Source organism: uncultured Aliiroseovarius sp. (assembly GCF_947492455.1).
Lineage (GTDB): Bacteria > Pseudomonadota > Alphaproteobacteria > Rhodobacterales > Rhodobacteraceae > Aliiroseovarius.
This window is the reverse complement of sequence record NZ_CANLNB010000002.1, coordinates 520,502-541,105: the sequence shown is the minus strand read 5'-3', so window position 1 is coordinate 541,105 and position 20,604 is coordinate 520,502. Positions and strand designations below refer to the sequence as shown.

Here is a 20,604-nt window from a genome sequence, read left to right as displayed (position 1 = left end):
CCTTTTCTTTATTCTGCGGCGGCCTTACCGCTGCCCGGTTTGGGGTCTGGTTCGGGGTGCAGCGCCTCGGCTGTGGCCGGGGGCGGGGTCTCAGCAACCTCTGGCTCGGGTTTGTCCTCGGCCGGGGCGGGCTCGTCCTCGACCCATTGCAGCTCGTGCAGCTCCTGCTTCTTGGCGGCCTTTTCCAGCATCCGGTCGCGGGCAATCTGGCCCGAGCTATGGGCAAGGCTTTCCAGAACCGTGAACGACCGATAGGCGCCCGCCGACATCCAGACCCGCAGGGCCAGCATCGACGGCGTGAAGACCAGCGTCAGCACGGTTGCGATACCTAGTCCGAAGACCACGGCGGTTGCCAGCTGTTTCCACCACAGTGCGGTGGGGCTGTCGATCGAATAGCCGCCGCCAAAGAAGTCCAGCGACAGGCCGAACATCATCGGTGCCAGACCGGCCATCGTGGTGATGGTGGTCAGCAGAACGGGACGGATGCGCGCCTCGGCGGTGCGGGTGATCGCTTCGATCCGGGGCATGTGGCCCGCATAGTCCTGATAGGTGTCGATCAACACGATGTTGTTGTTCACCACGATCCCCGCCAGCGCAACGATCCCGGTCCCGGTCATGATAATCGAGAACGGCTGTTGCATCACCATCATCCCGATCAAGACGCCTGTGGTGGACAGAACCACCGCCAGCAGCACCAGAATCGAGTTATAGATGCTGTTGAACTGCGCCAGAAGGATGATGAACATCAACCCAAGTGCCCCGATGAAAGCTTGCCCCAAGAAGGCTTGGCTTTCGGCCTCGTCTTCCTGATCGCCGGTCCATTCATAGCTGATGCCATCGGGCAGGCCGGTGGTATCGATCCAATCAGTCAGCGTCGCGATACGCTCGGCAGGCGTGACCGGGGTGCGGGTTAGATCCGCGTTCTCGGCCATCAGCGCGTCGACGTCTTCCAGCGGAACGATCTTATCGAAGCCACTGTCATCGGTTAGACGCACAAGATCGCTGACCACAGCGGCTTTGATGTCATAGTAGCGGCTTTGATCGACACGGTCGATTTGGGCGAAGCTTGGCACCGGCGTGCGGGTGACGAAGTTTGACAGCGGCACCAGCCCGCCCGGTGTGCGCAGACGTAGGGTGTCCAGTGTGGACAGCACGCGGTCTTCTTCTGGCAGGCGGACGCGGATCTCGATTTCCTCGTCCGAGCTGTCGACCCGCATCGTGTCCAACAAGATCCCGTTGGTGATCAACTGCACCATGCCGCCCACGGTGGCGACGTTGGTGCCAAACCGCCCGGCCTCGGCTACGTCGACTTGGAGCTGCCAGTCGATGCCGGGCAGGGGCAGGGTGTCTTCGATGGCGTTCAGACCCGGTGTGCTTTCGAACTTGGCGACAGCGACTTCAGTCGCGGCTTGCAGGACTTCCCAATTATCGCCCTTTAGGCGCAGATGCACGGGCTTGGCCGATGCCGGACCCCGGTTCAAGTTCAGAACTTCGATCCGAATGCCGGGGATGGTTTTCAGCGCTTCTTCCAGCCGCAGCATCACGGCATCGCCGTCATATTCGGGGTCGATCTCGTGCGTTTTGAACGGGATGATCCCGAACAACGGCGCGTCTTTCTCGATCGAGGGGCGGTCGGCCCAGGCGACAAGTTCGATCTGCAACTGCCCCACCGTGTCGCGCGGCCCCGAGGCGCCACCGGTGTTCTGGTTCAGACCGCCTGCGCCTGCAAAGGCAAAGACGCTTTCGATGCCCTTGGTGTTCAGCGCGATTTCCTCGGCCTGACGGACCATGGCGTCTTTTTCGGCCACACTTAGGTTGCCGCGTCCGCGCACGTACACGATGGCCTGTTCCGGTTCGCTGTCGGTGAAGAACTCGACCCCAAGGCTGTTACGGCTGAACGTGATGAAAGTGCCGACCACGAAGGTGACGACCAACGCGATCGAGACAATCGGCATGATCGGATTGCCCGCGATGAAGTGGATCACACAGCCAAACGCGGTGCGCTGATAGCCGCCGTGGATGTGATCATCTTCACGGTGCCACGGCATGTGCCAGTCGATGGAGCCCATCGCGATGGACGTCCCCGAAGCCCCGATCAGGAACATCAACGCGCCCGGCAGAATGGCCATCGCGCCCTCAATCGGGCTGGTGCCACCGAAGATATAGCCGGGGTTCAGAAGTTGCAGGGCCGACAGGAACAGCACATAGGCGAAGATTACCGCCAGCGGGATACGCACCCAGATGGGTGCGAAAGACAGGGCTTTTGACAGGGTGCCAAAGAGGCGACTGATCCGGCCCGAGACGCCGCCCACAACGGGCAGATAGACCAGCGCCACCAGAAGCGAGGCAGACAGCACATAGATCAGCGTCTTCGGCAGCCAGCCCATGAACTGGCCGGGAATGCCGGGCCAGAACAGCATTGGCAGGAAGGCACAAAGCGTCGTCGCGGTCGAGCTGACGATCGGCCAGAACATCCGCTTGGCGGCCATGGTATAGGCCTGCATCGGGCCAACGCCCAGCTTGATCTTCTTGTCCGCATATTCGACGACCACAATGGCCCCGTCGACCAGCATCCCCACGGCCAAGATCAACCCGAACATCACGATGTTCGAGATCGTGACGCCAAGCGCGCCGAACAGCGCGAAGGTCAAAAGGAACGAAGTCGGGATGGCGAAGCCCACCAGCAGGGCAGGGCGGGTGCCCAAGGCGCCCAGAACCACGATCATCACCAGTGCAATCGCGGTCACCACCGAGCCTTCCAGCTGGCGCACCATGCTGTCCACGATGATGGATTGGTCGTTCGAGGTGCCAACCCAGACGGCTTTTTGCAGCTCGGGCGGCCATTCTTCGCGGGTTTCATCCACGACGCGGCGCACCTCGGCGGCGGTGCCGATCAGGTTGAAGCCTTTGCGTTTTACGACCTGCAACGCGACGGTGGTGTCGCCGTTGAAGCGGGCGGTGCCCTCGCGGTCTTCAAAGGTCAGGCGGATCGTCGCCAGATCGCCAAGTGTCACCACACTGTCGTCGTTGACCTTGATTGGCAGGTCATAGATGTCCTGTAGCTCGTCAAACGACGACGGGATCTTGACGGCGGTCGAGCCGGTGGGCGTCTTGATATCCCCGGCCGCGATCAACTGGTTGTTGTTCTGCACGACCGAGATCAACTCGCCCGCCGTGACGTTATAGGCTTCCAGTTTCAGCGGGTCGATTTCGACCTCGATCATCTCGTCGCGATAGCCAGCCAGCGAGGCTTCCAGCACGCTGTCCAGCGCCTCAAGCCGGTCTTGCAGATCGCGGGCGATCTGGACCAGCGTGCGTTCTGGCACATTGCCGGTCAGGTTCACGATGATGATCGGGAATTCCGAGAAGTTGATCTCGTTCACCGAATAGCTGTCGGCCCCCATCGGGAAATCCGCTTCGGCGTTGTTCATCGCGTCGCGCACGTCCGCCATGACCTTGGTTTTGTCCCAGCCGAATTCGAACTCCAGCGCCACACCGGCATAGCCCTCGGCCGCGGTGGCGGACATGGTTTTCAAGCCATCAATATCGGCCAGCTCGGTCTCCATCGGGCGGACCAGAAGCTGTTCGGCATCTGCGGCGGAAATGCCGGGGAAGGGGACCGAAACGAACAAAGCCGGAATTTCAATATCCGGCTCGCCTTCTTTCGGCAGGCTGACATAGGCAATCGTGCCTGCCAAAACCGACAGGATCACGAAGGCTATGACCATACGGGCCCGTTCAGAGGCCCAGTCGATGATGGCGGTCATAACCCGGACTCCTGATAGGTGATCGCAAGGGCCGACCCGTCAGTGACATAATGGTGGCCGATGATGATCACGTCAGCGGCGTCCCCTAGGCCAGCGACCCAGACACCTTTCAGGCTGTCGCGCACAACGGTGATGGGCATGAAGCCCGCGACGTCGCCGTCCAGTGCAACGCGCACGCCCAGATTGCCGTCGTCGTTCAGCGTCAGGGCGCTTTGCGGTAGCAGATGTGCCTCGGTGCCTTGGCCGGTCGCCACGATCTCGGCAGTCTGTCCGGCGCGCACGGGGGCATCGCCCTCGGCGGGGATCACTTCGACATCTACGCGGAAGGTGCGGGTGACGGGATCTGCCGTGTCGGCCACGAAGCTCACCGTGCCTTGCAGCATCCGGCCCGAGGCCAGACGGACAGTCGCGGTCAATCCGGTTGAGAGTTGGTCAACCAGAAGCTCGGACACGTAGCCCACGACGCGCACGGGGTTGTATTGCACCAAGGTGGCGCAATCTGCGCCCGGTTGCAGCAGGGTGCCGATGTCGGCGGTGTCGGTTTCCAACTCGCCCGCAAAGGGCGCGCGGATTTCAAGGCGCTCGATCTCGCGTTCAGCTGCGGCGACGCCAGCACTGGCCGACTGGATCGCAGCGTCCGAGGTGGCGGCACCAGATTGCGCCGAAATGACACCGGCGCGTGCGGCTTCCACGCCTGCGCGGGCGTTGGCCACGCGGGTGTCCGAGGCAAAGCCACCTTCCGACAGTTTCTCGGCTGCGGTCAGGTTGATGGTGGCCTCGTCCAACCGGGCTTGCGCCTCGATCACGCGGGCCTCGGCCTCGGGGGCGCGGGCTTTGGCTTCGGCCAGACGGGCCTTGGCTTCGGCAAGGCTGGCATCCCGCGTGCCGGGATCAAGGCGGCACATCACGTCGCCCTTGGCAACTGTCGTCCCCTTGGCAAGCTTGTCGGAAATGACCTGGCCCGAGGTTTCAGCGCGCAGCTCGACCCGGCGTGAGGCTTCAGTGCGGCCCCGGATCACGATGGGGGTTTCGATTTGACTAGCAATAGATTTCAGAACAACTACGGACAATCCGGTTTGTGCGTCGGCGCCGGTCTCAGCCTCGGCTTCTGCTGTCATTTCCGTGGCGTCGGTCACACCGGCGGCTTCGTCCAAAGTATCACGCTGGAACACAAGCATGAACAAGCCCGCGACGACCAGTAATGCGGTCAAAATAGGGAATAGGCGCATGACCCCTCCTGATGGGTAATGTTTTGCGTTTGAACATAGGTATTCCTGTTCGCGGTAACAAGCTTGCCCCTAGGTGAACTTGATCACTGTTTGTGATCGGAAAGATCGCCGAAACTGCTTTATCGCTCTGTCGGGTTGATGCCTCTTGGCATCGGGGCTTCGTTGGGGCAAAAGAAAGCGACTGAAATCGGAGGCAAACCCGTGAGCGACACAGACAGTTTCATTGATGAAGTGAGCGAAGAGGTTCGCCGGGACAAGCTGTATGGCATGATGCGCCGCTATGGCTGGATCGGGGTTGTGGCCGTGGTCGCTGTGGTGGGCGGTGCGGCCTATAACGAATGGCGCAAAGCCAGCGCGCAGACCGCAGCCGAGGCGTTTGGCGATGCCATTCTGGAAGCGGAAGGCATTGAAGACCCACAAGCCAGAATTGCCGCCCTTCAGGGTGTCGCGGGCGAGGGCACACAAACCGCCATTCTGAACCTGCTACTGGCGGGCGACAGTGGCGATGTTTCCGCCGATGCGCTGGGGCAGATTGCGGCTGATGCGTCGCTGCCCGATCATTTCCGCCATCTGGCAATGCTGCGTCTGGCGCAGATGCAGGATGATGCCGGATCGCTGGACGAGGTACGCAGCCTGCTGGCGCCGGTCGTCGTGGCCGGTGCGCCTTACCGTGTGCTGGGCGAAGAGGCCTTGGCCCTGGCCGAACTGCGCGCGGGGGACGAAGCGGCGGCGATGAGCCGCTTGCAGGCGCTTCTGCTGGACGATGAGGCCACGACAGCCTTGCGTCGTCGGGCAACTCAGTTGATTGTGGCGCTAGGGGGCACGCCAGAGGCATCCTGATCGTCGGGTTTTGCCACAAGCCTTTGATGAAATTTATAAGAGTCCTTTTTGGGGGGTTAACGTGAAATTCAAATTCAGCGCCGCGCTTCTGACTTCGATGAGCATTTTGGCAGCCTGTTCCACCCCGGAATACATCCTGCCGGGCGAGCGCGAGGATCTTCGCAGCCCGAACCCTCAAACCCTTGGAGCTGATGCCGCGGACGCGGCCATTGCTGCCCGCGCCGAAACCGAACAAGAGGACGGCCCGCGCCCCATCACTTTGCCCGCCACAGTGAACCACACCAGCTGGACCCATCTGGGTGGATCGCCCTCGCATCAGGTGCAGCACGCGGCCCTGTCCGCCAACCCGCAACTGATCTGGAGCGCCTCGATCGGGCAAGGCAATGACCGCAAACACCGCATCACGGCGGAACCCGTGGTGGCAGATGGGCGGATCTACACGCTGGACAGCCGCGCACAGGTGGTCGCGACCTCGACAGCAGGTGCGACCGTTTGGTCTCGGGATCTGACACCGGGATCGGATCGTTCGGATGATGCCTCGGGCGGTGGTCTGGCCTATGCGAACGGCACGCTCTTTGTGTCCTCGGGCTTTGGCATCGTGTCGGCGCTGGACGCGGCGACCGGAAACGTTAAGTGGCAACAGCAGATGGACGCGCCCGGATCGGCGGCCCCGGCAGCCGTGGGTGGACTGGTTTATGTGGTCAGCCGTGACAACACCGCATGGGCAATGGATGCGGCCACCGGCAAGGTGAAATGGCGTTTGACGGGCACGCCGAGCAACGACGGCGTAGTCGGTGTCTCGTCGCCTGCTGTGACGGACCGCGTTGTTCTGCTTCCCTTTGGCTCGGGTGAAATCGTGGCCGCTCTCAAGAAAGGCGGAACGCGCACGTGGTCCAGCATCATCGCAGGCGAACGCGTGGGCCGTGCCTATACGCAGGTCAGCGACATCACTGGCGAACCCGTTGTGAAGAACGGTGTGATCTATTCTGGCAACTCGGCTGGGCGCACTGTTGCGCTGAACCTGTCGGGTGAACGCCTGTGGACTGCGAAAGAGGGCGCCGTTAGCCCGGTCTGGGTCACTGGCGGTTCCGTCTTCCTGGTTTCGGACGAAAACGAACTTGTGCGTCTGGACGCCTCGAACGGCGAACGTATCTGGGGCGCAAGCCTTCCGTATTTCACCAAGGAAAAAATTCGCCGCCTCAAGCGCATTCATGCCAATCTTGGCCCGGTTCTGGCCGGTGGTAAGCTTTGGGTCGCGTCGTCAGATGGGATCATGCGGGGCTTCAACCCCGAGGATGGCAGCGAGATCGCACAGGTCGCACTTCCGGGCGGAGCCGCGACCCGCCCGGTCGTCGTGAACGGTGTTGCCTATGTGGTGGCCCGCGACGGCAAACTTCTGGCTTTGCGCTGACTTAAAAACCGTGTATGCGGGGCGCTTGATGTGACCCGGAGTCCGATATGAGCTTTACCCTTGCCATTGTGGGGCGCCCGAATGTGGGCAAATCCACCCTGTTCAACCGACTGGTTGGCAAACGTCTTGCGCTGGTGGATGACCAGCCGGGCGTAACCCGCGACCTGCGCGAAGGCGAGGCCCGGTTGGGGAACCTGCGGTTTACCGTGATCGACACGGCGGGTCTGGAAGAAGCGACGGATGAAAGCCTTCAGGGCCGGATGCGCCGACTGACCGAACGCGCTGTGGAAATGGCCGACGCCTGCTTGTTTCTTGTGGACGGTCGCGCCGGGATCTTGCCCGCGGACGAAGTGTTCGCCGATATTCTGCGCCGCAAGAACGCCCATGTCATTCTGGCCGCCAACAAGGCCGAGGGCAAAGCCGCCGATGCAGGTGTGATCGAGGCCTATTCGCTGGGGCTGGGCGAGCCTGTCCGCATGTCTGCCGAGCACGGTGAAGGCATGGGCGAACTTCTGATGGCGCTGGAGCCCATCGCCAAAGAGTTTGAAGCCCGCGCGGCTGAATCTGCCCCCGAGACCGAGGTCGAGATCGACGCCGACAGCGATGAAGACGCCCCGGTTCTGCCCACCCGTGACAAGCCGCTTCAGGTCGCCGTCATTGGTCGCCCGAATGCGGGCAAGTCGACATTGATCAACAAGCTGATCGGCGAAGAACGGCTGCTAACCGGACCCGAAGCTGGGATCACCCGCGACTCGATTTCGCTGAAGTTCGACTGGAACGGAACGCCGACCCGGATCTTTGACACCGCCGGGATGCGCAAACGCGCGAAGGTGCAAGAGAAGCTTGAAAAGCTGTCCGTATCTGACGGCCTGCGTGCTGTAAAATTCGCCGAAGTGGTTGTGGTTCTGCTGGACGCAGCGATACCCTTTGAACAGCAAGACCTGCGCATCGCGGACCTGGCCGAACGCGAAGGCCGTGCTGTGGTCATCGCCGTGAACAAATGGGATGTCGAGCCCGAGAAACAGGCCAAGCTGAAAGGCTTGCTAGAGGCCTTCAACCGCCTGCTACCGCAGTTGCGCGGCGCACCGTTGATCACGATCTCGGCCAAGACGGGCCGGGGGATGGACCGACTTCACGAGGCCGTTATGCGCGCCTATGACGTGTGGAACCGTCGGGTGAAAACCGCCCATCTGAACGGTTGGCTGGCCGAGATGGTTTCAGCCCACCCGCCCCCCGCACCGGGCGGCCGCCGCATCAAACTGCGCTACATGACACAGGCCAAAACCCGCCCGCCGGGCTTCATCGTGATGTGTTCGCATCCCGATAAACTGCCCGACAGCTATTCGCGCTACCTGATCAATGGTCTGCGTGAAGACTTTGATATGCCAGGTACGCCCATCCGTCTGACAATGCGGGGGCAGGGGGACAAAAACCCCTATAAAAACCGCAAGAAATCAACGCCTTCGCGGCTTCGCAAACACCTTGGGAAGGGCCGCGCGGACGAATAGTTTCTGCGCTAGAATACCGCTACAGAAAAGGGGCGCCTGAAACGGGCGCCCCTTTTTCTTGTCTCAAATATCCCGGGGTGAGCCCCGAAGGGGCGAGGGGCAGAGCCCCTCATCCCGTCAGTTCAGATAGGGCATCGGATCCACAGGTTCGGTGCCTTTGAACACAAGGAACTGGATCGCGTTATAGCGGTTCTTGGTGGCCACAGCGATTTGCTGCCCACGGTTGACCTTCTGACCCTTCTTCACCGTGATGCCAGAGATAAAGCTATAGGCCGTCTGGGTGCCGTTGCCGTGGTCGATCACCACGATCTCTTCCCCTTCGACGTCCTTCGATACCAGCCGCACCGTGCCGGCAGCCGCAGCGTTCACCGGATCGCCCGGCTTGGCGGAAATCAGGATGTATCCCGCTTTCTCGGCGTCAAACGCGCTGGTCACCTTGCCCGCGACGGGCAGGGACATCTGGGCTGCGCTGGCCTTGGTGCGGGTGTCTGCCAGTTTCGGCGCCTCGGGGGCCTTGGGGGCAGGGCGCTTCACTTCGTCCTTCGGAAGCGCTTCGGCAGCGGACGGAGGTGTTGGGGTGGATGATCCCTGACCGGGCTGCGAAATACGTGTCTCTTTCACGGGAGCGGCAACTTTGATCGGGATCAGCAGGTGCTGGCCTTCTCGGACCGTCAGACTGGACCCTAGCCCGTTCCAATCGGCTAAGGACCGAACCGACACGTCATAGTTACGCGCGATCGAATACGCGGTCTCGCCGCGTTCAACGCGGTGGCGGATGGGCTGCTGGCCCGAGACTTTGGGCGCCGTGGTCGTCGTTGCCAGGGAGTTGCCCGCGCGGTCAATGGCGTCGCCCGCCAACGTGGTGATGTTAATCTCACCCTCGGGCTTGATCACACCGCCTGCAGGTTCCGCCACGCGGCGGGGCAGGGCCAAAAGCTCGCCTTCGCGCAGGGGCGCGTCCAGTGCTAGACCGTTATAGCGGCCCAGCTCGGCGGGGCTCATGCCGATACGGCTTGCAACGTCCGCGACCGTGTCCCCGCGACCCGCAAGCGCCACCTGATAGCCCGGATAGGAAATCACGCCTCGGTTATCGGGTTGGGGGCGTTGGGCGGTGCCGACGGATTGGGCGGCTTGGGCGGTGGACAGCTCGCCCCCAGCCAGACCGCGGAAATCCATGTCGAAATTCCCGCATGCGGAAAGCGCCAGAAGCGATCCCAAAAGAAGTGTCGCGCGCGTTTTCGCCCCGCGACGCGTCGCGACATGCGGGGGCAGGCACGCAAATGTGCTGTGGAGTGGCATTGCTCGTCTCTTCCTCAATTCATGGGCCTGTTTGTCAGGCTCTGCATGTGACCCTTTTTGCGGGCCTTGTCATGATGTGGCTGGGATACCCCAACCGGACCCCGCCGTCGCGGGAAAAATCGTCACTCGCGCCCCAGCCCTTCCAAAAGGGGTACGAACCGCACCGGCAGAAGCTCGTCATAGTCAAATCCTGTCTCGGTTCTTGTGACCTTGATCAGGCTTTGTACGGCGTCAGACTGTCCGACCGGTATGATCATGATACCGCCAACCGCCAGCTGCGCCAAGAGCGGACTGGGCGGGTCTTCTGCGGCCGCCGTGACGATGATGCGGTCAAAAGGCGCCTGATCGGGCAGCCCGCGCGATCCGTCACCGGTGATGGCGGTGATGTTGTGCAGGTCCATCGCTTCAAAAAGCTCGCGTGCTTCGGCCACAAGGCGGCGGTGGCGGTCGATGGTATAGACGCGGCGGGCGAGCTTCGACAGGATCGCAGCCTGATAGCCGGACCCGGTGCCCAGTTCGAGCACCTTGTCACGGGGTGAAATGTCTGCCGCCTGCGTCATCAGCCCCACGACCGAGGGCTGCGAGATCGTCTGACCGCAGGTAATCGGCAGGGGCATGTCTTCATAGGCACGCTTGGCAAAGACGCCGCGCACAAAGGGGCCGCGATCGATTTCTTCCATGGCCGACAATACACGTGGGTTTGTTACACCTTTGGAGCGCAGCGCGAACAGGAACTGCATTTTCTGCTCTGCGTCCCATGCGGCGGGGGCTTGTCCGTCGGCTTGGCTCATTCAAACAGCCCTTCCAGCGTGGCCAGATGGTCATGCGCGGTCAGATCTGCCCGCATCGGGGTGACCGAGACGTAGCCTTCCAGATTCACCGTCAGGTCCATGCCCGGCTCGGACGGGGTGGCTTGCGGCCCGCCCTTGATCCACAGGAACTTGCGGCCAGAGGGGCTGTGATGCGCCTCGGCCCCGAAAAACGCGTCGTGGCGCCAGCCTTGCGGCGCGGTGCGGATCCCCTTGACCAGATCGGCGGCGACCGGCGGGAAGTTCACGTTGTAGAAGATCGGATAGTTCGCGCCCTTGTCCCACGGACCGGCCTCGACCAATTTGCGCACGATCTCGGGGCCGTAAGCGGCTGCGGCTTGAAACACGCTGTCCAGATCCTTGGTGCCCACACCCATATATTGCGACAGGGCGATGGCGGGCAGGCCTTGCAGGGCGGCTTCCATCGCGGCGCCCAGCGTACCGGAATAAAGCGCGTTTTCGGCCGAGTTATTGCCCCGGTTCACGCCAGAAATCACCAGATCGGGGCGTTCGGGCATGACATCATAAAGCGCGGCCAGCACACAGTCGGCGGGGCTGCCCTCGGCGGCGAAACGGCGCGGGGCAAGCTCGGCGATCATAAAGGGGCTGGTGTAGGAAATGCAGTGGCCAACGCCGGATTGCTCGAACGCGGGGGCGACGGTCCAGATCTCGGCCTTTTCACCGGCCAGATCCTGCGCGACCTGCTGTGCGATGGCTTCGGCCACTTTCAGGCCGGGCGCATTGATCCCGTCGTCATTGGTGATGAGAATGCGCATGGTGTGCCCTTTCCGCCGAGCCCTGATTTGGTGGCCTTTGGCCATTCAATAGGGCAGCGACGCCGGTGCAGCAAGCACGGCGGGCGGTGTTAGGGCGACGAAGTGAAAACCGTTGCGATCCGGCCAGAGTTTTAGGCGAGGTCCGCTTCGGACAGGATGCGCTTTGCCTCGTCTTCGACCGGGGCCAGTTTGCTGCGGTCTTCGCCGGGGAAAAACCGTGCGCGCATTGAGGTCGCCAAAGGCTTGGGTTCTGCCACGACCACACGCGGGCCGATATTGGCGTTCTCAGCCGCCCAGCTGCGCACCATTGCGACTTGCGCGGCCTTGGTCGCACCATAGCCTGCAAAGAACTTCTCGCCCGCATGGTCGTCTGCAAAGAACAGCGCGGTGCTGTCGTCGGTCATCAGCGCGTTGACCATGTAGATCAGGTTGCGCGTTGCCTCGACATTCGTGTTCCACGCCTGCGTCCAGCCCTTGTCGTCCAGATCAGGGGTCGGCATCAGGGCAGGGCCGTAAATCGCCGTATGCGCCCAGACATCAATCGGCCCCCACCGATCATGGATCGACCGACACAGATGCGCCATCGCGTCCTTGTTGGTCACATCCATCGGCGCCAGCGTGGCAGAGCCACCGGCAGCCTTGATCTTGTCATCCAGCTCTTCCAACGCACCCGTCGTGCGGCCCACGGCCACAACGTGATGGGTTTTGGACAGCTCCAGCGCGAGGGCGGCGCCAAGGCCACGCGATGCACCGGTTACGAGGGCGATTTTCTGTGTGTCGGTCATAGATGTCTCGCTTGGAGCATTCGAGGCGCTAGCGGAGTTTACTCCGCCGCCTTCAGCTCGAACCCTTTTTCGATCTGGTCCGCAGGCGTCACCGGATATTCACCCGAGAAACACGCGTCGCAATATTGCGGGCACTCTTTGTTGCGGCCTTCGGCCTCGCCAACGGCGCGGTAGAGGCCGTCGAGCGAGATGAATTTTAGGCTATCGACCTTCAGATGCTCGCACATCTCGTCTTCGGTCATCTGGGCGGCCAGCAGCTTTTCGCGGTTGGGGGTGTCGACGCCGTAGAAGCAAGGCCATGCAGTGGGGGGGGACGCGATGCGGAAGTGGACTTCCTTGGCACCTGCGTCCAGCAGCATTTCTTTGATCTTGCGGGTCGTGGTGCCGCGCACCACGCTGTCATCGACCAGAACCACACGTTTGCCGCGGATCAGGGCGCGGTTCACGTTCAGCTTCAGGCGCACACCCATGTTGCGGATCTGCTCGGTCGGCTCGATGAAGGTGCGGCCCATATATTGGTTGCGGATGATGCCCAGGGCATAGGGGATGCCGCTTTCTTGGCTATAGCCGATGGCCGAGGGCACGCCGCTGTCCGGGATCGGGCAAACCAGATCGGCCTCGACGGGTGTTTCGCGGGCCAGTTCCACACCGATCTGACGGCGGGTTTCATAGACCGAGCGACCGCCATACGAGCTGTCGGGGCGTGAGAAATAGACGTGTTCGAAGATGCAGAACTTCGAGGGCTGCGGGCGGAACGGGAAGCTGCTTTCGACGCCCTCGTCGGTGATGACGACCATCTCGCCCGGTTCGATCTCGCGGATGAACTCGGCACCGATGATGTCCAGCGCGCAGGTTTCCGACGACAGAACCCAGCCGTCGCCCAGCTTGCCCAGAACCAGCGGACGTACCCCGTGCGGGTCGCGCACACCCATCAGTTTGGTGCGGGTCATAGCCACCACCGAGAACGCGCCTTCGACACGACGCAGCGCGTCTTCCATCCGCTCGGGGATGGTGCGTTGTAGCGAGCGGGCCATCAGGTGAATGATGCATTCACTGTCCGACGAGCTTTGGAAGATCGAGCCGCGCTCGATCAGCTCGCGGCGCAAGGCGTCGGCATTGGTGATGTTGCCGTTATGGGCAATCGCAGCGCCACCCATCGAAAACTCGCCAAAGAAGGGCTGCACGTCGCGGATGACGGCGCCTTTCGATCCGGCGGTGGAATAGCGCACATGGCCGATGGACAGCGGACCCGGCAGGGTCTCCATCACGCTGGCCTTGGTGAAGTTGTCGCGCACATAGCCAAAGCGGCGGGCCGAGTTGAAGCCTTCAACCGGGTCATGGCAGACGATGCCGCCTGCTTCTTGTCCGCGGTGTTGCAGGGCGTGCAGGCCAAGCGCGACGAAGTTGGCCGCGTCTTTCAGGCCGATGACGCCGAAAACGCCACACTCTTCTTTTAGCTTGTCGTCATCAAACGGATGCGCGAATGGCATGGTGGAAGGGCAGGCGGGCGAGGTGTCGGACATGAGCAGCGGTCTCCGATTCCGTGGCGTTGGGCCTCTCTTACTGGAGAGGTTGGCCCGTGTCATCAAACTATCACAATGCCGGGGCGATTAATTCTAGCCCCTGAAACGAAACAACGCGCCCGGGGGCGCGTTGTGATGGGATCAGTTTCCGGTCTCGGTGGTGGGCAAACCGCCCGAGCAGGCACCGACCAGCTCTTCGTATTTGCCGACGATCCAGCCGGGCGCGTCCTCGGGGATCTGTTCGTTGATGCGATCCTGCGTGCGGGCGAAGATTTTGGCAGTGCGGCTGTCATCCACCATCGGGATCGTATCGGTCGTCACGATGCGGTCGTAGACCACCAGCGCGATTGCCACCAATACAAGGCCACGCAGCACGCCGAAGATGAAGCCAAGCGCCTGGTCCAGCCCGCCAAGGGCCGAACGCTGCACGGCCGAAGAAAACAGCGGTGTGAAGATCGATACGACCACCAGCGCCAAGGCAAAGACGCCCGCGAAGGCCGCAATCATCGACAGCTCGCAGCTGTCGGCGATGAAGTCTTTCAGAACCGGGATTTCCTTGATCAGCGGCAGGGCGCGCGGGGCAAAGATATAGGCCAGAACCGCGGCGGCAACCCAACCTAGGATCGACATCCCTTCGCGGACGAACCCGCGCGAATATGCCAGAATTGCCGAGATAAGAATGACCGCTGCCACGATCCCGTCAATCAGCGTGAAACCTTCCATTATCGTCACTTCGGTTCGGATATTGTCCCGATACCGTCCCTGTTGTTGGGCCTATCCGGCCCCGAATATGTCTCCGACGAACCCGGTCAGGTCCGACATCTTTTGTATGTTCAGCCCAGAGCCCGAGCCGGTCTTGCTGCGCGTTGGCGCTATCGCAGACGTGAAACCAAGTTTTTGGGCTTCTTTCAACCGGTTTTCGGTCTGTCCAACGGGCCGCAATGCCCCTGATAGACTGATTTCGCCAAAAACCACAGTGTCTTTGGGGATCGAGGCGTCCTCGCGCGCGGAAAGTAGCGCCGCCGCCACAGCCAGATCGGCTGCAGGTTCCGAGATTTTCATGCCGCCGGCGACGTTTAGATAGACGTCGAGCCCGGCAAACGGGATGCCGCAGCGGGCTTCGAGCACGGCGAGGATCATGGCAAGGCGCCCGCTGTCCCAGCCCAGTACCGACCGGCGGGGTTGCGAGTGCGGCGAGGGCGCGACGAGCGCTTGCAGCTCGACCAAAACCGGGCGCGTGCCTTCGATGCCTGCGAAGACCACGGACCCGGGTGCTGGGTCTTCGCGGTCGGACAGGAACAGGGCGGATGGGTTTACCACCTCAGACAGACCAGCCCCCGTCATCTCGAACACGCCTATTTCATCCGCTGGGCCAAACCGGTTCTTCACGGCGCGCAGGATGCGGAACTGATGCCCGCGCTCGCCTTCGAAATAGAGCACCGTGTCGACCATGTGTTCGACCACGCGCGGGCCAGCGATTTGGCCTTCCTTGGTGACGTGGCCCACCAGAACGACGGAAATCCCGCGTTTCTTGGCGAAGGTCGTCAACTCGTGCGCGGCAGCGCGAACCTGACTGACGGACCCCGGCGCGCTGTCCACATTGTCGGCCCACATGGTCTGAATCGAGTCGATGATGGCCAGCGCGGGACGTTCATTGTCCAGCGTCGTCATGATGTCGCGGAGGTTGGTTTCGGCGGCCAGCCGGACGGGCGCATCTGCCAGCCCCAAGCGCTGCGCACGCATGCGAACTTGGGCCGAGGCTTCCTCGCCCGAGACATAGATCGTGGGCAGGCCAGCTTGTGCGAAGCGCGCGGCAGCCTGCAAAAGCAGGGTGGATTTCCCGATGCCGGGATCGCCGCCCACAAGGATGGCGGAGCCGGGGACCAAGCCGCCACCCAGCACGCGGTCCAGCTCTCCCATGCCGCATTCGGTGCGGGGGGGAGGGGCCTCTTCTGTGGACAGATCGGTCAGGGCAATCGATGCCCCGCGCTTGCCGCCCAAGGATTTCGAGGCTGGCCCCGCGCTCAGCGGTGCTTCTTCGCTGATGGTGTTCCATTCCCCACACGCCTCGCAGCGCCCGGACCATTTCGAGGAGCTGGCCCCGCAGGCCGAACAGGTGAAGGTTTTTTGTGCTTTTGCCATGCGGAATTTCTGCCCGGTTGGGACCGCCTGCGCAAGGGGTTAGGCGGCTGTCCCGTCAGGCTTTTTGGCGTTTCGCCGTCGCGAAACTCAGCGCGATGGAGGTCAGGATGCAGGCGGTGAAGAGATAAAGACCCCAGCCGGTCTCGATCTTTGCCAAACCCACGCCCTTCACGATCACGATATAGAGCGCGATCAAAAAGACATCGGCCATCGCGAGTTTGCCCAAGACGTTGAACGCGGGCAGCATCCGGCGGCGCATCATGCCGAACTGGATGAGCGCGAGGCCAAGCACTTTCAGGATCGGCGCGAAGACGGCGAAGAAAGTGACCAGCAGGGCGAGGACCACGTCCGTGTCCCACAGCGCTTGCAGACCCGAGACGACGCTGACCTCTTTTAGCCCGAAGAGGGGCAGGTTGATGCCCGCATGCATTAGCGGCGCGAACCATGCGATGGGGAAAGCGATCAGGAGGGCGAGGTTGAGATAGCGAAGTGTCATGGAATCTATGAAAGCCCTCGAAGGCGATTTCGCAAGGCCGGTGTTCGGGGAGAAATGAAAAGGTTTTCCCGCTGAAGAAAGCTACCTTACCGCCTCAATCGGTCCCTCAGCGCTGCCGGAAATAAACTGCGTCACGTAGGGGTCGCCCGAATTGTCCATGTCGCCAACGGGGCCGGTCCATTGGATCTTGCCCCCGTGCAGCATCGCGACGTGGTCGGCGATCACGCGGACGGATGACATGTCATGGGTGATGGTCATGGCGGTGGCGCCCATTTCGACGACGATTTCGCGGATCAGGTCGTTGATGACGCCGGACATGATCGGGTCAAGGCCGGTGGTGGGCTCGTCGAAGAAGATGATCTCGGGCTCGGCGGCGATGGCGCGGGCAAGGCCGACGCGTTTTTGCATGCCGCCCGAGAGTTCCGCCGGGAACAGGTCGGCCACATCTGGGGTCAGACCCACGCGGCGCAGTTTCTCGATCGCGATCTCGCGGGCCTCTTCTTTGGGTTTCGCCAGCGACCCGCGCAGCAGGCGGAAGGCGACGTTTTGCCAGACGGGCAGACTGTCAAACAGTGCGCCGCCCTGAAAGAGCATGCCGAACCGGGCCAGAAAGGCGTCCCGCTCGACTTTTGAGGTGTCTTCGCCGTCCAGCGTGATTGTTCCCTGATCCTGCACCATCAGGCCCAGAATGCACTTCAACAGCACCGATTTCCCGGTGCCGGAGCCGCCGATGATCACCATGCTTTCGCCGCGGTTAATGGTCAGGTCTACCCCATCCAGAACACGCTTCGGGCCAAAGGCTTTATGGACGTTTGTCAGTTCAATCATGTGGCAAAGAAGAAGCTGGTGAGAAGGAAGTTGGCGGCAAGGATCAGGACGGCGGCGGCCTCGACCGAGGTTTTGGTGGCCCGACCAACGCCCTGCGCGCCGCGACCCGAGCGCATCCCGTGATAGCAGCCCATAACGGCGGCGATAAAACCAAAGGCCGCGCCCTTGATCAGCGAGGACACGATGTCGGACATCTCGAGGAAGTTCCAAGTGTTGTTCAGGTAGGGGCCGGTGGCAAAGCCAAGTTGTTGGGTGCCGACGATGAAGCCGCCCATGATGCCGATGATGTCGCCGATGCCAACCAGAAGCGGTACGACCAGCGTCGCGGCCAACACGCGCGGGGCAGTCAGGTATTTCATCGGGTGGGTCGAGAGGGTGACAAGGGCGTCAATCTGCTCGGTCACTTTCATCGTGGCGATTTCGGCCGCAATGGATGAGGTCACACGCGCCGCAATCATCAAGCCGACCAGCACCGGGCCAAGTTCGCGGACCATACCGATGGCGACGATCTGGGGCACCACGGCCTCGGCCGAGAACCGCTGGCCGCCGGAATAGATCTGAAGGGCAAGCGCCGCGCCGGTGAAGATCGCGGTCAGGCCAACGACGGGTAAGCTGAAGTAACCGATGTTCAGAACGGCAGTCAGAAACTCGCGCGGGTAAAAGGGTGGGCGGACGATATGGGCGATAGATTGGCCCGCAAAGATCGCCACGCGTCCGACAAGCGCCAGAAACCCAAGGGTCACGCGGCCAATGGTGGCCAAGGGTCTGGTCACGGCGTTCATGCGCGGCCCCGTGCATAGTGGCGGTGATAGCGGTGGCCCAGTTGGGTCAGGAACTCATAGCCAATGGTGCCCGCGATCTCGGCCAGATCATCAACGGTCTGTTGGTCCGACATCATGGTCAGGAATTTCGGCGTGTCGCGCAGATGGGTCACGTCTACCCCGATCATATCCATCGAAACGCGGCCCAGAATGGGGCAGGGCGTGTCCTCGAAAAACATCACGGCTTGGTTCGACAGGTGACGGTTCAGACCGTCGGCATAGCCCGCGGCAACGGTCGCCACGCGGGACGGGCGTTCGGCGCGCCAGGTGTTCGAATAGCCCACGGTCTCGCCTTCTGCGACATCGCGGATTTGGATGACGGGCAGGTCCAGGTGGACAACGGTTTGGGCGTCCTCGAACGGGAAGCCGCCATAGAGGCCGATGCCGGGGCGGGTCAGATCGAAGTGATAATCCGGCCCCAGAAGGATGCCGCCGGTGGCCGCAAGGCTGCGCGGAACCTGAACCCCGTCGGTCATGTCGTGGAACGCCGACAGCTGCTGGTGGTTCATCGGGTGATCCGGTTCGTCCGCGCAGGCCAGATGGCTCATGATCAGGCGCGGGTTTTGCGGTAGCAGGATGTCACGCAGGGCGGCCCATTCGGCGGGTTCCATCCCCAGGCGGTTCATGCCCGTGTCCAGCTGAATGCCGAACGGATGGCCGGGGAGCGCTTCCAAATGGCGGGTGACTTGTTCGACCGAGTTCAGCATCGGCACAAGGCCCAGATCGTGGACCATATCGGTATCGCCGGACATATGGCCCGAAAAGACGCTGATTTCGGGGCCGGGGCCAAGGGCTTCGCGCAGGTCGGCCCCTTCTTCGGCGGCGGCCACAAAGAAGCGCCGTGCGCCAGCGGCGGCCAATGCACGCCCAACCTTGCCCACGCCAAGCCCATAGGCGTCGGCTTTTACCACGGCAGCGGTCTGAACCTCTGCCCCACTTTTTGCATCCAGCGCCCGCCAGTTTGCGACCACTGCATCCAGATCAATTGTCAGTCTGCCCGTACTCATACAGGGGTTTTTGACGGAGCGGTGGCCCGGGTCAAGGTAAAAAGCGGACGCGCAGCACCTGCACGCGGATTTCGCCCGTCAGTGTGCTGTGTCAGTCGGCCAACACGGTTTCGATATGGCTGGAGTTTTCAAGCGTGCGATGCACCGGGCAGCGGTCTGCGATTTCCAGAAGGCGCTGGCGTTGATCGGCATCCAGATCGCCCGTCAGGTGGATTTCACGCCGGAAGGTGTCGATCCGGTTTTTCGCTCCGGTTTCGGCATCTTGGGCGTGGACCTTGTCGTGGAACACCTCGACCCGGACATGGTCTAGCGGCCAGCCCTTGCGGCGGGCGTACATGCGGATGGTCATCGAGGTGCAGGCGCCTAGCCCCGCTGACAGAAAGCCATAAGGGGACATACCCTTATTGGTGCCACCATAGGCAAGCGGCTCGTCCGCGACGGTGTGGTGTTTCGGGCCGGACTGGATGTCCTGCAGGAAGCCGCGTGGGTCGGCCTCGGACACGCGGACGATGCCCTCGGGCGCGCCGATGGGCGGGGCGGGCGGAGCGAGGTTGACGTATTTCGTGGCCCAAGTGGCGATCACCTCGGCCACGTATTCGGCGTCACTTGCCCGGCTGATCAGGTGGTCGGCATCGTCCAGCGTAATGAAGCTTTTCGGATGCTTGGCCCCCATGAAGAGCGTCGCCGCGTTGTCGATCGAGACGATCTGATCGCGCGGGGCGTGCAGGACCAGAAGGGCGGCGTTCAGGGATTGCAGCGCCTCGTCCAGTTGGTGTTCGCGCACATCATCCACGAAGCCTGATCCGATGCGGAAGGGGCGCCCACCCAAACAGACTTCGGTTGCCCCATCGGCGGCGATGTCGGGCAAAGCGTGTTCGAAATTCTCGATAACGTGCGAGGGGTCGGCAGGCGCGCCGATGGTCACGACCGCCTGAATGTCCGACAGGTGGGAGGCCGCCTTGATCACAGCCGCCCCGCCAAGCGAGTGGCCAATCAACAGGGCGGGCGGGTAGCCGCGGTCACGAAGCGCCTTGGCGGCATTTTCCAAATCGCGCACGTTCGAGGTGAAGCTGGTGTTCTCGAAATCCCCGTCAGAGTGGCCAAGGCCGGTAAAGTCAAACCGCAGGACGGCGATGCCAAGCGCGGCGAGGCGGGCCGAGATCCGACGCGCAGCCGCGATATCCTTGCCGCAGGTGAAGCAATGGGCAAACAGCGCGGTCGCCAGATGTGGGCCATCCGGCAGGTCCAAACGCGCGGCCAGATCGTGACCGGAATGTCCGGGGAAGGTGAACTTTTCGGTCGGCATGGAGGCTCCTGTCGTGATCGGCATTGCCAAAGCGGGCGCAGATATCGACCGGTCTGA

17 protein-coding genes are annotated in these 20,604 nt (G+C 62.2%); 3 read left to right on the top strand and 14 right to left on the bottom strand.

The genetic code is table 11. The features are described from left to right. Nucleotides 1–8 precede the first annotated feature (8 nt). Complete coding sequence (locus Q0677_RS06035) at nucleotides 9–3,767, bottom strand: efflux RND transporter permease subunit (protein ID WP_298907119.1); 3,759 nt, start codon at nucleotides 3,765–3,767, stop codon at nucleotides 9–11. Next, complete coding sequence (locus Q0677_RS06030; RefSeq protein WP_298907116.1) at nucleotides 3,764–4,996, bottom strand: efflux RND transporter periplasmic adaptor subunit; 1,233 nt, start codon at nucleotides 4,994–4,996, stop codon at nucleotides 3,764–3,766. Before Q0677_RS06030 ends, Q0677_RS06035 begins: the two co-directional genes overlap by 4 nt. 201 nt (nucleotides 4,997–5,197) lie before the next feature. Between Q0677_RS06030 and Q0677_RS06025 the strand changes: the two genes are divergently transcribed. The 3 genes from Q0677_RS06025 to der all read left to right on the top strand — a co-directional run bounded on the left by Q0677_RS06025 (nucleotide 5,198) and on the right by der (nucleotide 8,755). After that, on the top strand, nucleotides 5,198–5,836 hold the full coding sequence (locus Q0677_RS06025) for a tetratricopeptide repeat protein (protein ID WP_298907114.1): 639 nt from the start codon (nucleotides 5,198–5,200) through the stop codon (nucleotides 5,834–5,836). Nucleotides 5,837–5,897: 61 nt separating this feature from the next. Next, nucleotides 5,898–7,247 (top strand): PQQ-binding-like beta-propeller repeat protein, encoded by a 1,350-nt coding sequence (locus Q0677_RS06020; RefSeq protein ID WP_366940948.1) that lies wholly within the window; start codon nucleotides 5,898–5,900, stop codon nucleotides 7,245–7,247. Between the two features lie 47 nt (nucleotides 7,248–7,294). Beyond that, nucleotides 7,295–8,755 carry a ribosome biogenesis GTPase Der gene (gene der, locus Q0677_RS06015; RefSeq protein ID WP_298907111.1) on the top strand — a complete coding sequence of 487 codons (1,461 nt, stop codon included), beginning with the start codon at nucleotides 7,295–7,297 and terminating at the stop codon, nucleotides 8,753–8,755. Between the two features lie 117 nt (nucleotides 8,756–8,872). Here the strand turns inward: der and Q0677_RS06010 are convergent, their stop codons facing one another. From Q0677_RS06010 to Q0677_RS05955, 12 genes are all read right to left on the bottom strand, one after another. Next, nucleotides 8,873–10,054, bottom strand: coding sequence for a LysM peptidoglycan-binding domain-containing M23 family metallopeptidase (locus Q0677_RS06010; protein WP_298907108.1), 1,182 nt, complete (start codon nucleotides 10,052–10,054; stop codon nucleotides 8,873–8,875). Nucleotides 10,055–10,176: 122 nt separating this feature from the next. Next, nucleotides 10,177–10,845, bottom strand: coding sequence for a protein-L-isoaspartate(D-aspartate) O-methyltransferase (locus tag Q0677_RS06005; protein ID WP_298907105.1), 669 nt, complete (start codon nucleotides 10,843–10,845; stop codon nucleotides 10,177–10,179). Continuing rightward, the gene (surE, locus tag Q0677_RS06000) at nucleotides 10,842–11,639 is read right to left on the bottom strand and encodes a 5'/3'-nucleotidase SurE (protein WP_298907102.1); all 798 of its coding nucleotides are present in this window, start codon (nucleotides 11,637–11,639) and stop codon (nucleotides 10,842–10,844) included. The genes Q0677_RS06005 and surE overlap by 4 nt, the downstream gene beginning before the upstream one ends. Nucleotides 11,640–11,770: 131 nt before the next feature. Continuing rightward, nucleotides 11,771–12,424: an SDR family oxidoreductase gene (locus Q0677_RS05995; protein ID WP_298907100.1), complete on the bottom strand. Its 654-nt coding sequence runs from the start codon at nucleotides 12,422–12,424 to the stop codon at nucleotides 11,771–11,773. Nucleotides 12,425–12,462: 38 nt separating this feature from the next. After that, on the bottom strand, nucleotides 12,463–13,914 hold the full coding sequence (purF, locus tag Q0677_RS05990) for an amidophosphoribosyltransferase (protein ID WP_133486578.1): 1,452 nt from the start codon (nucleotides 13,912–13,914) through the stop codon (nucleotides 12,463–12,465). Between the two features lie 174 nt (nucleotides 13,915–14,088). After that, a complete protein-coding gene (locus Q0677_RS05985; RefSeq protein WP_133486463.1) occupies nucleotides 14,089–14,670 on the bottom strand; it encodes a CvpA family protein in 582 nt (193 codons plus the stop codon). A 51-nt stretch (nucleotides 14,671–14,721) separates the two neighbouring features. Further along, nucleotides 14,722–16,089, bottom strand: coding sequence for a DNA repair protein RadA (radA, locus tag Q0677_RS05980; RefSeq protein ID WP_298907095.1), 1,368 nt, complete (start codon nucleotides 16,087–16,089; stop codon nucleotides 14,722–14,724). 55 nt (nucleotides 16,090–16,144) lie between these two features. Next, nucleotides 16,145–16,585: a paraquat-inducible protein A gene (locus tag Q0677_RS05975; protein WP_298907093.1), complete on the bottom strand. Its 441-nt coding sequence runs from the start codon at nucleotides 16,583–16,585 to the stop codon at nucleotides 16,145–16,147. Nucleotides 16,586–16,666: 81 nt separating this feature from the next. Then, the gene (locus tag Q0677_RS05970; RefSeq protein ID WP_133486469.1) at nucleotides 16,667–17,413 is read right to left on the bottom strand and encodes an ABC transporter ATP-binding protein; all 747 of its coding nucleotides are present in this window, start codon (nucleotides 17,411–17,413) and stop codon (nucleotides 16,667–16,669) included. Next, complete coding sequence (locus Q0677_RS05965; protein WP_298907087.1) at nucleotides 17,410–18,195, bottom strand: ABC transporter permease; 786 nt, start codon at nucleotides 18,193–18,195, stop codon at nucleotides 17,410–17,412. The genes Q0677_RS05970 and Q0677_RS05965 overlap by 4 nt, the downstream gene beginning before the upstream one ends. Then, nucleotides 18,192–19,241, bottom strand: coding sequence for an alanine racemase (alr, locus tag Q0677_RS05960; RefSeq protein WP_298907084.1), 1,050 nt, complete (start codon nucleotides 19,239–19,241; stop codon nucleotides 18,192–18,194). Before alr ends, Q0677_RS05965 begins: the two co-directional genes overlap by 4 nt. A gap of 91 nt (nucleotides 19,242–19,332) precedes the next feature. Next, nucleotides 19,333–20,547 carry a bifunctional alpha/beta hydrolase/OsmC family protein gene (locus Q0677_RS05955; protein ID WP_298907081.1) on the bottom strand — a complete coding sequence of 405 codons (1,215 nt, stop codon included), beginning with the start codon at nucleotides 20,545–20,547 and terminating at the stop codon, nucleotides 19,333–19,335. Nucleotides 20,548–20,604: the final 57 nt, after the last annotated feature.

Excerpts from the sequence above, each read along its gene's own strand:
- Q0677_RS06005 (WP_298907105.1), bottom strand. The coding sequence starts at position 10,845 with ATGAGCCAAGCCGACGGACAAGCCCCCGCCGCATGGGACGCAGAGCAG.
- Q0677_RS05970 (WP_133486469.1), bottom strand. The coding sequence starts at position 17,413 with ATGATTGAACTGACAAACGTCCATAAAGCCTTTGGCCCGAAGCGTGTT.
- Q0677_RS06010 (WP_298907108.1), bottom strand. The coding sequence starts at position 10,054 with ATGCCACTCCACAGCACATTTGCGTGCCTGCCCCCGCATGTCGCGACG.
- radA (WP_298907095.1), bottom strand. The coding sequence starts at position 16,089 with ATGGCAAAAGCACAAAAAACCTTCACCTGTTCGGCCTGCGGGGCCAGC.
- der (WP_298907111.1), top strand. The coding sequence starts at position 7,295 with ATGAGCTTTACCCTTGCCATTGTGGGGCGCCCGAATGTGGGCAAATCC.
- Q0677_RS05975 (WP_298907093.1), bottom strand. The coding sequence starts at position 16,585 with ATGACACTTCGCTATCTCAACCTCGCCCTCCTGATCGCTTTCCCCATC.
- Q0677_RS05985 (WP_133486463.1), bottom strand. The coding sequence starts at position 14,670 with ATGGAAGGTTTCACGCTGATTGACGGGATCGTGGCAGCGGTCATTCTT.
- purF (WP_133486578.1), bottom strand. The coding sequence starts at position 13,914 with ATGCCATTCGCGCATCCGTTTGATGACGACAAGCTAAAAGAAGAGTGT.
- Q0677_RS06035 (WP_298907119.1), bottom strand. The coding sequence starts at position 3,767 with ATGACCGCCATCATCGACTGGGCCTCTGAACGGGCCCGTATGGTCATA.
- Q0677_RS05965 (WP_298907087.1), bottom strand. The coding sequence starts at position 18,195 with ATGAACGCCGTGACCAGACCCTTGGCCACCATTGGCCGCGTGACCCTT.
- Q0677_RS05995 (WP_298907100.1), bottom strand. The coding sequence starts at position 12,424 with ATGACCGACACACAGAAAATCGCCCTCGTAACCGGTGCATCGCGTGGC.
- Q0677_RS05955 (WP_298907081.1), bottom strand. The coding sequence starts at position 20,547 with ATGCCGACCGAAAAGTTCACCTTCCCCGGACATTCCGGTCACGATCTG.
- Q0677_RS06030 (WP_298907116.1), bottom strand. The coding sequence starts at position 4,996 with ATGCGCCTATTCCCTATTTTGACCGCATTACTGGTCGTCGCGGGCTTG.
- surE (WP_298907102.1), bottom strand. The coding sequence starts at position 11,639 with ATGCGCATTCTCATCACCAATGACGACGGGATCAATGCGCCCGGCCTG.
- alr (WP_298907084.1), bottom strand. The coding sequence starts at position 19,241 with ATGAGTACGGGCAGACTGACAATTGATCTGGATGCAGTGGTCGCAAAC.